Raw genomic sequence first — 15719 nt, 5'->3', positions numbered from 1 at the left:
TGTTATGCCAGCACATTTTTTGAATCAAATCGGCTTCAAATCCAATCAGGATAAGCGCAAGCAGCTCACTTTTATGAAGAATTCTCCCCGGTCGCTGCCCCGCTGGATGCCGCGTCTGCTGCCGCTTGCTGCGGCGCTGGCGCTGGCGGCCTGTTCCACCCAGCCCGCCTATCAGCCTCCCCGGCTCGATGTGCCGGCCCGCTTCAAGGAAGCCACGCCCGAGGCTGCACAGTTCGGCGTCTGGCAACCGGCGCAGAGCTCGGCGGCCAGCCCGGCCGCCACAGTGCCCGACCAGTGGTGGACGGTGTATGGCGACAGCACGCTCGATCAGCTGCAGCAGGCGGCAGCCGCAGGCAATCCCGGCGTGGAGCAGGCCGTGGCCCGTCTGCGCTCGGCCCAGGCGGCAGTCGCCAGCAGCCGCGCCGCGCAATTGCCCACGCTCAGCACCACGGGCAGCGGCTCGCGTGCCTTGACCGGTGGCGGCACGTACAGCAATACCAACGGCGAGAACGTGGCGCGCAGCGGCAGCATCAACAACAACTTCTCGCTGGGCCTGAGCGCCAGCTGGGAGCTGGATCTCTGGGGCAAGCTTTCTGGCGCGGTGGATGCCAGCCGCGCTTCGGCCCAGGCCAGTGCCGACGATCTGGCTGCGGCCCGTCTGTCGGCCCAGGCATCGGTGGCCCAGACCTATTTCTCGCTGCGTGCCGCCGAGGCGCAGATGAAGTATCTGCAGGAGAGCCTGGAGGCCTACGAGCAAAGTCTGAAGCTCACGCAGAATCGCTACCAGGCGGGCGTGGTGTCTTCGGCCGATGTGGCCCAGGCCCAGTCCCAGTACAAGAGTACCCAGGCCAGTCTGCTGGAAGCCCGCATCACGCGCGCCCAGTACGAGCATGCACTGGCGGCCTTGCTGGGCAAGGCTCCGGCCAACTTCAGCCTGCCGGTCACTGGCCACCTGCCGACGCCGCCTGCCGTGCCCGAGATGCTGGCCTCCACCTTGCTGGAGAGGCGTCCCGACATTGCAGCTGCCGAGCGCCGCGTGGCCATGGCCAATGCGCAGATCGGCGTGGCGCGTGCGGCCTATTTCCCCTCGCTGACCCTGTCGGCATCGGCCGGCTATCGCAACTCCGTGCTCTCCGATCTGCTCAATGCGCCGAATCTGTTCTGGTCGCTGGGACCGGCGCTGGCCATGAGTCTGTTTGACGGCGGCGCGCGTTCGGCGGCCGTGGAGTCGGCCCGTGCCACGCTGGACCTGAATGCCGCCACCTACAAGCAGACCGTGCTGACGGCGCTGCAGGAGGTGGAGGACAATCTGGTCGCCGCCGTCAATCTGGCCCAGGAGGAGCAGGTGCAGACCGAGGCCCTGGCCGCAGCGCAGAAGTCGCTGACCGTGGCCAACAACCAGTACCAGGCCGGCATCGTGGCCTATCTGAACGTGCTCTCGGCTCAGACGACGGTGCTCGGCGCCCAGAACAGCCTCAACAGCGTCAGAAACCGCAGGCTGACGGCCGTGAACACCTTGCTCAAGAATGTGGCAGGGCGCTGGGAGCCGCTGGATGCGGGCCAGCGCAAAGAGTGAGCGCGCCGTGCAGGCTTGTGGTCTGGGTTACAACCGTGGCTCTGTTGTTGTGAAGATCAAACCATGAGCATTGCTGTTTTCTACCTGCGCAATTCCGAGTCAGAGGGCCAGACACCGGTTTGGCAGCCGCAATGCCGGGCCTTCTCCGATGCGCAGATGAGCGAGGCGCTGGCCCTGTGCCAGCAACTGCGCAAGGACGAGCGCCATGCCCATGTGGTGATTTCGTCGGAGTTGCGCGATATGGTCGGGCCTGTGGGCGTGTCTGCGGTCGAGGATGGCAAGACGCCCGATGGAGTGGACTATCAGTGGAGCAAGGCCGGGCGTGCCGGAGCCAGTCGCAGAAATGCGGCCGAGCCACCCAGGCAGCGCCAGGATATGGATCGCTAGGCCGGAAACGGCTGACTAGGCCGCCTGTATCCTGGCCAGATAGCCGGCCAGCAACTGCATGCTGCCGCTCCAGCCCATGTTCATGCTGGCGTGCGAGCTGTCGAACACCGCTTCTTCCACGGCACTGGCGTTAAGGGCACGCCATTCCAGATGCAGGCGCGTGCCGCCGGATTCCTCGCTGAGCGTGGTGGTCGACAGGGTATAGAGCGGCCATTGCGGGGCCATCGGGTGGCGCGTGACGCCGCCGGCGGCATCGCTGAACTGCACCACGACGACGATGCGCTCGGGCGCTTTCAGCTCCCTGAAGCTCCATTTGCCCCACATGGCGGGCGCCTGGGGCATGGCCTCGGCGCGCATGCCGTAATGAAAGCTGCCGCCTTCGCGTGCATCCACTTCGCATTGCGTCATCACCATGCCCGGCGGGCGCATCCAGTGGCTCAGGTGCTCGCCTTGCGTGAAGGCCGCGTAGACCAGCTCGCGCGGAGCCTTGATGAATTGCTCGATGACAAACGGGGCAGAGAGTCGCTCGGTCATGGACATGCCTTTGCAGATCGCTTGGAGCCATCCATTGTGCACAGCGCGCACCTGACTTCAAGCGCCGTGACTGCAGGCCCGGATGTCAGGCTTCGAGATCAAAGGCCTGGCGCAGTGCATCGCCGAACTGCGTGGAGCCGGAAAGGCAAAGGCTGACCGTGGTGCGGCCCGTGGCGGAGGCCTGCAGCTCCAGCTTGCCTGCTGCCCTGTCGAAGCGGGCGCTCAGGGGCAGGCCGTCATCGTCCTGCGCCTGCAGGTCATAGTCCCAGTCATTGCCGTCTTCCAGGGCACCCTGGCGGCCCGCAAACTTCTGGCTGGCCCAGCGCAGCAGGGCTTCGATTTCGCCGGCCAAAGCCGGCATGCGCTCGGCCTTGACGCTGGCCATGGCGTCCCAGGTGCCAGTGCCTTCTTCATCTTCGCTGTAATCGAATTCCAGATAATCCAGAGCCATGGCATATTGCGCGCTGTTGAGGGGGACGCCATTGTGCCTGTGCCTTGCTGTGCGCATGGCCGTGGGTTCTTTGGCCACAATCAGCCGTGGACATATATACAAGGCGTTGTCAGCTATGAATTCTGAACTTGATGAAGGCTGCGAGTCGCTGTGCATGGTGCAGGCTCTGCAGGTGAGTTTTGGCTACCCGGGCCGAACCGTGGCCCATGAGGCCTCGCATTGCTGGCATGCCGGACTGTGCCTGCTGCAAGGCGACGAGGGCACGGGCAAGACCAGCTGGCTCAAGGCATTGGCCGGGCAACTGCCGCTGCGCATGGGCTTGCTGCACTATCCGTTCGCCGACAACGGCCGCCTGGCTGCAAGCTCCTGCTTCTGGCAGGACCCACGCCAGCCGCTCAACGATGTCTATAGCCAGATGCCGGCCGAGAGCTGGGTGGCTTTGCAGCGCACGCTGTATCCGCATTGGTCGCAGCAGCAGTTCGAGCAGCATGTGCAGGGCTTCGGGCTGGAGTCGCATCTGCACAAGCCGCTGCTGGCCCTGTCATCGGGCACGCAGCGCAAGCTGTGGATGGCCGCTGGCTGGGCCAGCGCCGCCGAGCTGGTACTGATCGACGAGCCGCTGGCGGCGCTGGACAAGCCGTCCGAGCGTTATGTGCAGCATGCGCTGGCGGCCATGGCAGCCGAGCTCAAGAATCCGGTGCGACCCCGCAGCGTCATCGTGGCGCATTGGGATGCCATGCAGGGTGTGGACTGGGAGGATGTGATGGAGCTGGCTACATCGCCTTGAACCGTGCTGCGTAGAGACGGCTGACGGCCAGCTTTTCGGGACGCTCGCGCAGCAGCAGGCTCAGGCGCCCGGACTCGTCACGCTGGGCGCAGGCAATGGCTTGCGCCCGCACCACGGTGCCGCGATGGATTTGCCAGAACTCGCGCGCGTCGAGCTGCGGCAGCAAATCCTTGAGCGGGGTACGGATCAGATACTCCTGAGCGGCCGTCAGCACGCGCAGATATTTGTCGGCGGCTTCGAGGTAGACGATGTCCTGCACCCTCACCATATGGATCTGGTTGCCGACGCTGGCCTGAATGATCTGCAGCGCGGTGGGGACCTGCCCCAGCAGTTGCTGCTGCAGCCCGAGCAACTGTTCGAGCTGACGGTGATTGTGCACGGCAAGGTCCGTGCCCTGTACCGGCTGGCGCTGCTGCCACCACTGCTGCAGGCGCTGCACGGTCTGGCCAAGGCGCGCCGCCTGCACCGGCTTGAGCACATAGTCCATGGCGCAGGCCTCGAAGGCCGCCAGGGCGTACTGGTCGTAGGCGGTGACAAAGACAATCGCCGGCAGCGCCTGCTCTTCGGGCCAGGCATCGGCGATTTCGGCGGCGGCTTCCAGCCCCGTCTGGCCGGGCATGCGAATGTCCAGGAACAGCAGATCGGGCAGCAGGGTCAGCGCCTGCTGCACGGCGCTGATGCCGTCGGCCACCCTGGCCTCGATCTGCAACTGGGGCCAGAGCTGGCCCAGCAACTGCTGCAATGCCAGGGCCAGCAGCGGTTCGTCTTCGGCAATCAGGGCGCGCGGCGGACTGGTGTTCATGGCTGGGACTTCAGGGGTAATACGATGCAGGCCCTGGTTCCGCCTGCGCTGTCTGCTGTCAGATCGAAGCGGGCAGCGCTGCCGTAGCGGCTGGCCAGGCGTTCGCGAATCTGCTGCAGGCCAAAGCCGGATCCGGAGCCGGAAGGCGGCTGGCCAGGCAGCATGGGCAGGCCCAGGCCATTGTCATGCACGCTGAGCAGAAGGCGGCTGTCATCCAGCATGCTTGCGTGAACGGCAATGTGGCCGCCGGCCAGTTGGGGCTCCAGTCCATGGCGAATGCTGTTCTCCACCAGCGGCTGCAGCAGCAGGGTTGGCACGTGCAGCTCGGCCAGTTCAGCGGGCAGATGCAGGCCATAGCTGAGCCGCTCGCCCATGCGGATCTGCATCAGGGCCAGATAGTCGGCCAGCAAGGCAAATTCGCAGGCAAGACTGTGGGTGCCGTGGCGTGAACCGGCCAGCGTGGCACGCAGGTAGGCAATCAGATGATCGAGCATCTGCTCGGCGCGTGGCGCATCGGTGGCGATCAGCACGCGAAGATTGGCCAGGGTGTTGAACAGCATATGCGGCTCCAGCTGCGCCTGCAGCAGGCTGAGCCGGGCTTCGGCGGCCTGGCGCTGGGCCTGCTCTGCCTGCATTTGCAGATGGCGCGACTTGCCCACCACATAAAAGCCCCAGGACATGGCCATGCTGGTCGCCATGGTGATGGCAAGCGGCAGCCATAGCGAGGGACGGGCTGTGGCCGACAGCTCGGGATGGAACTGCTGAACATAGAGACTACCGAGTGGATTGCCCAGAATCAGGCCTGCTGCAATTCCCAGCGGTACCACGGCCATGCCGCGCATGCCGCGTGGCCAGGGAATGTCGTCGGACTCGCGCCAGCGCAGCCTGAGCAGATCGATGCTCAGCCAGCTGATCAGGCCTATGGCCAGCGAATAGGCGAGATTGACATCCCACAGGCCCTGGCCGAGAGCGGTCAAGGCAGCAGCGATCAGCAGACAGGCAGCCACGGTGATGCCGGCGTGACGAAGCAGGGGCGTGGGCGCAAACATGGACATGACGGGCATGGTAGGTGATGGGCGGTCCGGCATCTAGCGCTTTTCGCTGCGCTGCAGCGTTTTCAGCTCGTGCTCCAGCAGTTGTTGAAAGAGCGGACTGCCGGGTGCCAGCAGCCAGACTACTGCGCCATGAATCAGCAGGCCCAGACCCCAGCCCAGAGCCGGGTAGATGGCCCAGTGCCGTCCCTGGCTCAAAGCCAGGGCCATCAGGCCCAGATTCACCGCGGCATAGACCGCAGCATGGATATACCAGCCTAGCTTCATGCCGGCGCGGCGGCGTGCCTGCTGGCGCAGAGCGTCTTCAGAGATCGGGTTCATGTTTTTTCCTTGTCGAGCGTGGGATGAGGGCGGGGATCAGGCCAATCGCTGCCACAGCAGATTGCCGAGCAGGCGGCCCGGAAGCAGCGTGAACAGCCCTGCGAGGACGCAGCTGCCGAAGTACAGCTTGCGCATGACGCTGCGGTGCTGGGCGATGCGCCGATGCGCCAGATGCCAGAAGGACAGTGCGAGGCCACCCAGCGTCACGGGGATCAGCAGATGGATGGGCGTGAAGCCTGCCCAGTTGGGCAGCTTGAAGTCGCGTATGAACAAGGCGGAGATGGCGGTGGCCAGCATGAGCAGCACAAAGCCACGGCCTGCGATTCTGTGCAGCCAGGGCAGCGGGCCGGCATGGCGCCTGGCCCAGAGTGCAATGGCTCCGGTCAGAGTGGCCGCGATGGCGGAACTCATGTGAAAGGCAATCAATGGCGTGAGTTGCATGGCTGGCTCCTGGTGCTTGCACATGACTGTGCAAGCCGGGCCTGCTGCCGGCCAGCGCTTTGCGACGAAGTGAGCAGACAAGGGAGTCAGTTGCACCTCGGCAGGTGTGAGTGGTGTATTGGTTCTGCTTGTGCTTGTTTGTGCGCGCACACATATCACGCAGCAGCTTCAGGATTTGCGGCCTGCCCTGGATCCCGTTGAGATTTCAGGGTGTTAGGCATCGGCAAAGGAGATTGATTATTAAAATTAACGATTCTGAAAATCATTCTCAATAACATCAATAATGTTCCTGCTGCGACCGATTTCCCTGGCTACCCTCGCACTGTGCAGCCAGCAGAGTGTTTTTGCCCAGACTTCCAGCACTGAATCAGAAGCTGCCCTGCAGACCGTGACCGTGGAGGCCAGCGCCGATGCTTCGGCCCAGGGTCTGGCCAAGTCTTTTGCGGGTGGGCAGGTAGCTACCGGAGCACGCAACGGCATTCTGGGAACGCGGGACTGGAAGGAGTCCTCGTTTTCGTCGACGGCCTATACCAGTCAGCTAATCGAAGACACTCAGTCCAAGAGTGTGGGTGATGTGCTACTGAGCGATCCGTCGGTGCGGCAGGCGCGCGGCTATGGCAACTTCCAGGAGCTGTACATGCTGCGAGGCATGCCGGTCTATTCCGACGACATTGCCTACAACGGCCTTTATGGCTTGCTGCCGCGCCAGTATGTGGCATCTGAATTCTTCGAGCGTGTGGAGGTGCTGCGCGGTGCGAATGCCTTCCTCAACGGTGCGGCTCCCGGCGGCAGCGGCGTGGGGGGCGTGATCAGCCTGTTGCCCAAGCGCGCAGGCAACGAGCCACTGACCCAGGTGAGCACGGGAATACAAACGGGCGGTCAGGCTTATGCCTCTGCAGATCTGTCGCGCCGTTTCGGCCCGGACCAGAGCACGGGCGTACGCCTGAATGCCGTGCGCCGCGACGGCGGTACAGGCGTCAAGGGCGAGGACCGTACATTGACCGCTTTGGGTCTGGGCCTGGACTGGCGCAGCCGCGACGTGCGTCTGTCGGCCGATGTGGGCTATCAGCGCAACAGCTATCGCGGTGGGCGACCCAGCGTCACGCCGTCTGACTTTATCCCCGTCGTGCCGGACAACAAGACTAATTACGCTCAGAATTGGGCCTTCTCCACCGAACGTGACGTTTTCGCCACCCTGCGCGGAGAGTGGGACATCAACCCCACGACCACAGCCTGGGCTGCCGGTGGTCTACGCCGCAGCAAGGAAGACAACATCAATAGCAATGTGACCGTGCTCAATGCTCAGGGCGATACCACGGGCACGCGTTTCGACAACCTGCGCAAGGACCGCGTGGGCACGGCAGAGGCCGGCATTCGCACCCGTCTGCAGACAGGTAGCGTTGGTCATGAACTGGTGGCCTCGGCCAGCACCTATTCCGCCTCGGAGACAGGTGCCTGGGCCATGGCTTCGGGCGTGAGCAACAACCTCTACAACCCCTATGCCAGCCTCATGCCGCAGAACACCTTCTTCGGTGGCTCCATGGCCAATCCTTACAAGGTGGGCGAAACCCGCTTCGACAGTCTGGCACTGAGCGACACACTGTCGATGTACGAAGACCGCCTGCAGGTGACCCTGGGACTGCGTCGTCAGCGCATAGACCAGAGCAGCTACGACTACAACACCGGCCTGCAGACCGATAGCTACCGCAAATCCGCCACTACGCCCGCTCTGGGCGTGGTGTTCAAGGCCACCGACGATGTCTCCGTTTACGTCAACTACATCGAGGCCCTGACCAAGGGCGCCGTGGCACCCGCCACGGCCAATAGCCTGCCTGTACTGAATGCCGGTCAGGTGTTCTCGCCATATAAGTCCAAGCAAAAAGAGCTGGGCGTCAAATGGCAGCGCGGCACGCTGGGCGCGACGGCGGCCCTGTACACCACCGATGTGCCCAGCAGCTATGTGGTCAACCAGATGTACGGCCAGTACGGCAAGCAGCGCAACCAGGGCATGGAATTCACGGTCTTCGGCGAAGCCGCCAAGGGGTTGCGCGTGCTGGGTGGCCTGACGCTGACCCAGGCCAAGATCAAGCAGGCGGCCGACGCCTCCCAGGTCGACCGCTATGCTATCGGCGTGCCCAAGACGCAGGCCACGCTGGGTGTGGATTGGGACGTGCCTGGGGTATCCGGTCTGGCACTTAATGCGCGTGTGACGCATACCTCAAGCCAGTACGCCAATGCCGCGAACACCCTGAAAGTCGCCAGCTGGACGCGCACCGACATCGGTGTGCGCTACCTGGTCGATCTGGGCAATGACCGCATGTTGACGCTGCGGGCCCGTCTGGACAATGTGTTCGACAAGAACTACTGGGCTTCGGTGGGCGGCTATCCAGGGGCCAACTATCTGGTGCAGTCGGCTCCGCGCACCCTGTCGGTCAGCGCCACGGTCAACTTCTGAGGCAGAGCGGATATGCGCGCTCTGTGGACTGTGGTTCATCGCTGGGTCGGCCTGTTTCTCGCGGCTTTCCTGGTCATGACCGGGCTCACGGGAGCCGTGCTCTCGTGGGATCATGAAATCGACGACTGGCTCAACGCCGACATGCTGCACACGCAGGGACGCGGCCCGCTGCAGACGCCGCTGCAACTGGCCCAGGCCGTGCAGACAGCCGATGCGCGCGTCGAGATCTCCTATATGAGCCTGGGCCTGCGCGAGGGCGAGGCGGCTTCCTTTCTGGTGCGCCCGCTGGTGGACCAGGCAACGGGCAAGCCCCATGTGCTGGGCTACAACACGGTGTTCGTGGACCCGGTGACGGGTGCCATCACCGGCCACCGCGACTCCAAGAGCCTGGCCCTGAGCTGGCGCAATCTCATGCCCTGGCTGCGCCATCTGCATGAAAGTCTGCTCAGTCCCACGTTTGCGGGCAGCAACCGCTGGGGCTATTGGTTCATGGGCGGTCTCGCGCTGCTGTGGCTGGCCGACAGCTTCTGGGCACTGGTGCTGACCCTGCCGGTGAAGAAGAAGGCGGCTGTGGCCGGGGCGCAGGATGCCCCCGCCAAGGCTGGCGGCAAATCCTGGTGGGCGCGCTGGATGCCGTCCTGGCGCATACGCTGGGGCGCCGGTACCTACAAGCTCAATTTCGATCTGCACCGCGCGGGTGCGCTGTGGATCTGGGGGGTAATCGTCATCGTGGCCTTTACCTCGTTCTCGATCAATCTCTATCGCGAGGTGTTCTACCCCGTGATGAGCAAGGTCTCGATCACCACGCCCGGCCCCTACGAGACGCTCAAGCCGGCACCTTTGGGCAGCTTTATCGAGCCTAAGATCGGCTTTTCCACGGCCATCGAGATCGCGCGCCAGGAAGCGGTGCAGCTGGGCATCAAGACCGAGGCCGGCGGCATCTGGTATGGCGGTGATTTCCCGTTCTACAACGTGTCCTTCTTCGATCCCGATGACGAAACCGGGGCCATGGGCATGGGGCTGTCCAATGTCTATGTGAGCTCGGAAAGCGGTGAGGTGCTGGGCAGCTATCGTCCCTGGCACGGCACGGGAGCCGATGTCTTCGTGCAGCTGCAGCTGCCGCTGCACAGCGGTCGCATCCTGGGCACCTTCGGACGTGTGCTGATATCGTTGGTCGGCGTGATGGTGGCCATGCTGTCCATCACCGGGGTCATCATCTGGTGGAGAAAACGCCGCGCCCGGCGAACCGCCCTGGCAGCTGCTTCAGCCTGAAGCCACAAAGCCACCTTGCGGTGGCTTTGTGCATTGCGCGCTGCGCGGAAGCGGCAAAGCCGCTCAGTCCTTCTTCAGGCACTCGCTCATGAAGGCCTTGCGCTCGTCGCCCTTTTTGCCGGCGGCATCGGCATTGCAGCTCTTCATGCGTTCCTGCTGACGCTTTTTGCCGTCGGACAGGCAGGACTTCATGAACTCCTTGCGTTCATCGCCCTTCTTGCCCGTGGCTTCGGTGTTGCAGGTGCCCATGAGCTGCTGCTGGGCGGTTTTGGGTTTGTCGCCGGCAGCCATGCTCATGCTGCAGGCCAGGGAGACAACAGCCAGGACCACAAATTTTTTCATGATGGTGTGATTTTTGAAAAAAAACGCCGACAACCGGCGCGCAGCTATTGCAGCACAAGCGCGTGACTTTGCCCAGAAGCGCCGACCGTGTCTTGTAAAAGTTTGCGATTGTCTGTCGATAGGCGGCCGGAAAAGGTCTTGTGAGCGCGAACGGGAAAATGGCGAGCGGATAATGGGCGGCTTTGCTTCAACCCTGCATCCAAAGGACGATTCGCGTGGATACTTTATTGCTGGTCAAGGCCGCCATCATGGGCATTGTGGAAGGGCTGACCGAGTTCTTGCCGATTTCCTCCACCGGCCACCTGATCCTGGCGGGTTCGCTGATGGGTTTTGTCGGCGGCAAGGCCAAGGTGTTTGAGATCGCGATCCAGACCGGAGCCATCTTTGCCGTGATGCTGGTGTACTGGCAGAAGATCCGGGACACGCTGGTGGAGCTGCCCAGCAGCCGCCAGGCGCAGAAGTTTGCGCTCAACGTCATCATCGGCTTCCTGCCCGCCGTGGTGCTGGCGCTGCTGTTCGGCAAATACGTGCAGGAGCATCTGTTCACGCCGGTCATCGTGGCGACCACCTTCATCCTCGGCGGTTTCGTGATTCTCTGGGCCGAGAACCGCCCCGCCGCCGCCACCCGCGTGCAGTCGGTGGACGATATGACCGCTCTCGATGCGCTCAAGGTCGGCCTGGTGCAGTGCTTTGCCCTGGTGCCCGGCACCAGCCGCAGCGGCTCCACCATCATCGGCGGCATGCTCATGGGCCTGTCGCGCAAGGCGGCCACGGACTTCTCGTTCTTCCTGGCCATGCCCACGCTGATCGGTGCGGGCGTCTACAGCCTCTACAAGGAGCGTGCGCTGCTGTCCATGGCGGATGTGCCGCTGTTTGCCGTGGGTCTGATCTTTTCCTTCATCAGCGCCTGGCTGTGCGTGCGCTGGCTGCTGCGCTTTATCTCCACCAACAGCTTTGTGCCGTTTGCCTGGTACCGCATCGTTTTCGGCATCATCGTGCTGGTGACGGCCTATACCGGCATCGTGGACTGGCACCATTGAGCGTTTGGTGCTGCCCACAAAAAAGCCGCTTGCGTGATAGCAAGCGGCTTTTTTAATAGCTTGCAGCGCTTGTTCTGATTGAATTACAGGTTGTTTTGATGCTGAAATCGTTAGCTGAAAAGCGCAAGAAGCTACTTATTTGTGAGTACTGCCAGCAGATTTCTGCAAAATAGTCTGCTCCATATTGAGCAGCGAAGCCTCGATGGCGGCGGCAGTGGCCTCGGGCCGCTCCATGGGAAACAGATGGCCGCCGTCCAGCATGGTGATGCGCCCGCGCGTGATGCGCTGCGTCATCTCCATGCCCACCTGGCGCATCTCCACCGATGAACGACCGCCGATGAAGGCCACGGGGCAGCGCACGGGGTGACGCCGGAGCTGGTTGTTGAGATTGCTGGGCAGGGTGTTGTAGATGGCGGTTTCCACCTCGCGCCTGAACAGCAGGCTGCGCTTGCCCTGGTCGTCCTCCAGGCCGTGCTGCACATAGTCCTGCAGCACCTGCGGGTGCCACTGGGTAAACGCCTTCTTGCCACGGAAATACTCCAGCGCCTCTTCGTTGCTGGCCCAGGTGGTGCGCCGGCGCTGGCTGATCTTGCCGGGAGAGACCGAGGCCACGATCTGCGTTTGCTTGGCCAGGCCCACGGCGTTCGCCTTCCAGCCGCCCAGCAGGGGCGAGTCGATGAGCAGCACGCCGCGCGCCAGATCGGGGCGTTTGGAGGCGGCCTGAAAACTCAGAATGCCGCCCAGCGAGTGGCCCACCAGATAGACCGGCTGGCCGTGCCGCTCGACCTGCTGCTCTATGTATTCGATCAGCTCGTCCACCAGATGCGGCCAGTGGTTGGTGACGGGGCGCTTGGGATCATGGCCGAAGCGCTGCACGCCGCCGGCTTCGATGCCGCGCTGGCGCAGCAGAGAAAACAACAGGCGATAGGTTCCGATGGGAAAGCTGTTGGCGTGCGCGAAGACCACGGGCAGGGTGTTGGGCTTGCCGGTTGTTGCAGTGGGCTGGGACATGAGAGGCGGGCTGGATATGAAAAACGCCCCCAAAGGGGCGTCGGAGCGTCGATCAGTTTAGCGCCTTGAAAGGCCTGCCTGTCTTTGCATGCGTGCCTGCTCCTCTGCCGTCTGCAGGCGCTGGTATTCATCGGCCATGCTCAGGCCCGCCTGAGCCGGCACCACGGGCTGGCGCAGCGCGGCGGGCGGGCAGTTGCCCGCACCCAGTCCATGGGCCGAGCGCGAGGCGGCCGGTGCTCCGACCTTGACCAGCGGGTGCGCACGCGGGCTGTGAATGCGAATCGGCGTGTCGGTCTGGCCGCCGTCCCAGGCCGGATCGTCGATGCTGTCGAAGACATGGCGCAGGCGCTCGCCCCAGCTGTCGTGCAGCATGCGCAGATAGGGGTTGTCGGCATCCAGGCAGACAATGCGGTCCGTGGCGAAGCGGTTGTTCTCGTAGACGATCAGATCCAGCGGCAGGCCTACCGAGAGGTTGGACTTGAGCGTGCTGTCCATGGACACCAGAGCGCACTTGGCGGCCTCGTCCAGCGGGGTCTCGGAGGTGATGACGCGGTCCAGCACGGGCTTGCCGTACTTGGATTCGCCGATCTGGAAGTAGGGCGTCTCGCCCGTGGCCTCGATGAAGTTGCCCGCCGAATAGACCTGGAACAGGCGCATGCGCTCGCCCTGGATCTGGCCGCCGAAAATCATGGAGACATTGAAGTCCACCCCGGCGCGCTGCAGGGCCGTGGCTTCGCGCTCATGCACATGGCGCACGGCCGCACCCAACACGCGCGCGGCATCGAACATGCTGCGCACATTCCAGATGGTCAGCATCTCGTCTGTGGTCGTGTCGTGCAGCTGAAAGCTCTCCAGCAGCTCGCGCACCGACTGGGTGATGGACAGATTGCCGGCCGATTGCAGCACCATGAAGCGCTCGCCCGGTTGCTCGTACAGCATGACCTTGCGGAAGGTGCTGATCTGGTCGAGTCCGGCATTGGTGCGGGAGTCGGACAGAAACACCAGGCCGGCGTTGAGCTTGAGGGCGACGCAGTATGTCATGGGTGATAGAGGCAATAATGAAAAACGTATGAATGTCAGGCGCAGCAAGCGCTGAGTGCTTCTAAATGTATAGCTTCAAACACAGGCTGCTACGCGATTCTAGAAGGGTTTTAATAATGCCGGTTATGGCTCTGTAACTGCTGCCGGTGCCGCGCCTATGCCTGGGTGTGAGAACGGGCTGAGGAAGTCCCTGAGATGCAGCGCCTGTATGCGTGAGAAGATGCCGCCCCTTGATCGAACACTTGCTTACAGCTGGTTAGAAGAGGGAATCCCATGCACGCATTTCGCAACCTGTCGATACGGACCAAGCTCATGTCCAGCATGGTGAGCTGCCTGCTGCTGTTCGTGGCGATTTCCACGACGCTGGGCTTTGTGCTGACGGGGGCCAGCCTGCGCGAGCGTGTGGTGGGTCAGGAGCTGCCGGCCGTGGTGGGGGAGATCCGCAACGACATACTGCGCCAGATCGGTACGCCGCTGGCCATGGCCAGGTCGGTGGCCGGCAACAGCTTTGTGCTGGACTGGGAAGCCGCGGGCGAGCCCGAGGATGGCAATGCGGCCTGGGCAAGGTATGCCCAGGCCGTCAAGCAGCAGGCCGGGGCCTCATCGGTGTTCTGGGTGTCGGGCAGCACGGGCCAGTATTTCGGCGAGCAGGGACCGATGCGCAAGCTGGCGCCCAAGGGCCAGGGTGACCAATGGTTCTATGAGCTGCTGGCCGGGGACAAGTCGCAGGTGCTGGAGATCGACAAGGACGTGAGCTCCAACGCCTATATGCTGTTCATCAATGTCCGTTTCGATGCCGGCCAGGGCAGGCAGGGTATTGCGGGCCTGGGCCTGTCGGTGGATGAGCTGGCGCATGCCGTGCGCGCCTACCAGGTGGGCGAGTCCGGCTCGGTCTCCCTGGTGCGCGGCAACGGCAGCATTCTCGTGCACCGCGACCCGGCGCTGGTGGATGGCAAGCACTGGCTCAAGGACCGGCCCGGTTTCAGCGCCGAGCTCAGCGCTGCGCTGTTGAACCGCGAGCGCTTTGCCCATGCCATGTACGAGGCGCCCTCGGGCCGCCAATTGATTGCTTCCTCCTATGTGCCCGAGCTGGACCTGTACGTGGTTGCCGAGCTGCCCGAGGCTCAGGTGCTGGGCGGCGTGCGACGAACCATTGCGCTGACCTCGGCCGTGGCCGGCCTGGTGGGCGGCGGCATCGGCCTGCTGGTGATCTGGCTGGTGAGCCGGGCGATTGCGGCACCCGTGGGGCGCGCTGCGCGCATGCTGGAGGAGATTGCCGACGGCCATGGCGATCTGAGCCGTCGTATGCCGGTGGAGAGCAATGACGAGGTGGGGGCGCTGGCCTCGGCCTTCAACCGCTTTGTCTCGTCGCTGGAGCGCATGGTGGGGGCCGTACGCCAGGCCGCCGATTCGATTTCCGTGGCCAGCTCCGAAGTGGCCCAGGGCAACCAGGACCTGAGCCAGCGCACCGAACAGGCGGCCAGTGCCTTGCAGCAGACGGCGGCATCGCTGTCGGTGCTGACGGACAGCGTGCAGGCCAATACCGAAGCCACGCGCAGCGCAGGTGACCTGGCTCAGTCGGCGCGCGGCGTGGCCGAGCGTGGCGGAACGGCCTTCCAGCAGGTGGTGGTGACCATGGAGGGCATCAACCACTCGTCGCGCAAGATTGCCGACATCATCGGCGTGATCGACTCCATCGCCTTTCAGACGAATATCCTGGCGCTGAATGCGGCGGTGGAGGCTGCGCGTGCCGGCGAGCAGGGCCGGGGCTTCGCCGTGGTGGCGGCCGAGGTGCGCAGCCTGGCCCAGCGCTCGGCCGAAGCTGCCAAGGAAGTGCGCCAACTCATCACTGACTCCGTGACCCAGGTGGGCAGCGGATCGCAGCAGGTGGCGCATGCGGGGGCCACCATGCAGGAGTTGCTGGACGCCGTGGCCAGGGTGACGCGAATCATCGAGGAGATCAGCGATGCTTCGCAGACCCAGGGGCGCGGCATCGCCGAGATCAACCAGTCCGTGGCCGGGCTGGACGATGCCACGCAGCAGAACTCAGCCCTGGTCGAGCAGTCGGCCGCTGCAGCGACCAGCCTGCGCGAGCAGGCCGCACGTCTGATGGGCGAGGTGTCTGCCTTCAAGCTGGGCGAAGTACCGCAGCGCAGCCTGTCCGTGCAGGAGCAGCAGCCGCAACTGCTGGAGGCCTGAACAGGCCG

At 63.8% G+C, this 15719-nt stretch carries 16 protein-coding genes; 7 read left to right on the top strand and 9 right to left on the bottom strand.

Annotation, left to right across the window (positions count from 1 at the left end; genetic code table 11):
• The first annotated feature begins 4 nt into the window (after positions 1–4).
• Together V8Z78_RS13110 and V8Z78_RS13105 are read left to right on the top strand one after the other, a co-directional pair.
• The gene (locus V8Z78_RS13110; protein ID WP_502878846.1) at positions 5–1576 is read left to right on the top strand and encodes an efflux transporter outer membrane subunit; all 1572 of its coding nucleotides are present in this window, start codon (positions 5–7) and stop codon (positions 1574–1576) included.
• 63 nt (positions 1577–1639) lie between these two features.
• On the top strand, positions 1640–1963 hold the full coding sequence (locus V8Z78_RS13105) for a hypothetical protein (RefSeq protein ID WP_046460906.1): 324 nt from the start codon (positions 1640–1642) through the stop codon (positions 1961–1963).
• 15 nt (positions 1964–1978) lie between these two features.
• Here V8Z78_RS13105 and V8Z78_RS13100 read toward each other — a convergent pair whose 3' ends face one another.
• Both V8Z78_RS13100 and V8Z78_RS13095 read right to left on the bottom strand, forming a co-directional pair.
• Positions 1979–2497 carry an SRPBCC family protein gene (locus V8Z78_RS13100; protein ID WP_003069209.1) on the bottom strand — a complete coding sequence of 173 codons (519 nt, stop codon included), beginning with the start codon at positions 2495–2497 and terminating at the stop codon, positions 1979–1981.
• 85 nt (positions 2498–2582) lie between these two features.
• Positions 2583–2948, bottom strand: a complete 366-nt coding sequence (locus tag V8Z78_RS13095) for a hypothetical protein (RefSeq protein WP_349731522.1) — start codon at positions 2946–2948, stop codon at positions 2583–2585.
• Positions 2949–3063: 115 nt separating this feature from the next.
• Between V8Z78_RS13095 and V8Z78_RS13090 the strand changes: the two genes are divergently transcribed.
• Positions 3064–3735 carry an ABC transporter ATP-binding protein gene (locus V8Z78_RS13090; protein WP_349731521.1) on the top strand — a complete coding sequence of 224 codons (672 nt, stop codon included), beginning with the start codon at positions 3064–3066 and terminating at the stop codon, positions 3733–3735.
• Here V8Z78_RS13090 and V8Z78_RS13085 read toward each other — a convergent pair.
• From V8Z78_RS13085 to V8Z78_RS13070, 4 genes are read right to left on the bottom strand one after another with little or no spacing between them, the layout of a single operon-like run.
• Entirely contained in the window at positions 3722–4537 is an 816-nt protein-coding gene (locus V8Z78_RS13085; RefSeq protein WP_349731520.1) for a LytR/AlgR family response regulator transcription factor, read from the bottom strand. The genes V8Z78_RS13090 and V8Z78_RS13085 overlap by 14 nt on opposite strands.
• A complete protein-coding gene (locus tag V8Z78_RS13080) occupies positions 4534–5601 on the bottom strand; it encodes a sensor histidine kinase (protein ID WP_280008832.1) in 1068 nt (355 codons plus the stop codon). Before V8Z78_RS13080 ends, V8Z78_RS13085 begins: the two co-directional genes overlap by 4 nt.
• Positions 5602–5625: 24 nt before the next feature.
• On the bottom strand, positions 5626–5910 hold the full coding sequence (locus tag V8Z78_RS13075) for a 2TM domain-containing protein (protein ID WP_054075180.1): 285 nt from the start codon (positions 5908–5910) through the stop codon (positions 5626–5628).
• A gap of 36 nt (positions 5911–5946) precedes the next feature.
• Positions 5947–6351, bottom strand: a complete 405-nt coding sequence (locus tag V8Z78_RS13070) for a DUF2306 domain-containing protein (RefSeq protein ID WP_003069222.1) — start codon at positions 6349–6351, stop codon at positions 5947–5949.
• Positions 6352–6634: 283 nt separating this feature from the next.
• Between V8Z78_RS13070 and V8Z78_RS13065 the strand changes: the two genes are divergently transcribed.
• Positions 6635–8806, top strand: coding sequence for a TonB-dependent receptor (locus V8Z78_RS13065; protein ID WP_280008833.1), 2172 nt, complete (start codon positions 6635–6637; stop codon positions 8804–8806).
• 12 nt (positions 8807–8818) lie between these two features.
• Positions 8819–10078, top strand: a complete 1260-nt coding sequence (locus V8Z78_RS13060) for a PepSY-associated TM helix domain-containing protein (RefSeq protein WP_279088003.1) — start codon at positions 8819–8821, stop codon at positions 10076–10078.
• A gap of 63 nt (positions 10079–10141) precedes the next feature.
• Here the strand turns inward: V8Z78_RS13060 and V8Z78_RS13055 are convergent, their stop codons facing one another.
• Positions 10142–10420, bottom strand: coding sequence for a PsiF family protein (locus tag V8Z78_RS13055; RefSeq protein WP_003052901.1), 279 nt, complete (start codon positions 10418–10420; stop codon positions 10142–10144).
• Between the two features lie 215 nt (positions 10421–10635).
• On the opposite strand from V8Z78_RS13055, the gene V8Z78_RS13050 reads away from it, so the two are divergent.
• Entirely contained in the window at positions 10636–11460 is an 825-nt protein-coding gene (locus V8Z78_RS13050; RefSeq protein ID WP_003069230.1) for an undecaprenyl-diphosphate phosphatase, read from the top strand.
• A 135-nt stretch (positions 11461–11595) separates the two neighbouring features.
• Here V8Z78_RS13050 and V8Z78_RS13045 read toward each other — a convergent pair whose 3' ends face one another.
• Complete coding sequence (locus V8Z78_RS13045) at positions 11596–12471, bottom strand: alpha/beta hydrolase (RefSeq protein ID WP_349731519.1); 876 nt, start codon at positions 12469–12471, stop codon at positions 11596–11598.
• A 57-nt stretch (positions 12472–12528) separates the two neighbouring features.
• Positions 12529–13512, bottom strand: a complete 984-nt coding sequence (locus V8Z78_RS13040; protein ID WP_046460897.1) for a proteasome-type protease — start codon at positions 13510–13512, stop codon at positions 12529–12531.
• Between the two features lie 273 nt (positions 13513–13785).
• Between V8Z78_RS13040 and V8Z78_RS13035 the strand changes: the two genes are divergently transcribed.
• Entirely contained in the window at positions 13786–15711 is a 1926-nt protein-coding gene (locus tag V8Z78_RS13035) for a methyl-accepting chemotaxis protein (RefSeq protein WP_349731518.1), read from the top strand.
• Positions 15712–15719: the final 8 nt, after the last annotated feature.

The sequence above is a fragment of the Comamonas sp. wu1-DMT genome, from assembly GCF_040187805.1.
Taxonomy (GTDB): Bacteria; Pseudomonadota; Gammaproteobacteria; order Burkholderiales; family Burkholderiaceae_C; genus Comamonas; species Comamonas thiooxydans.
Note: the sequence above shows the minus strand (reverse complement) of the source record. Positions and strands in the feature narration are given on the sequence as shown.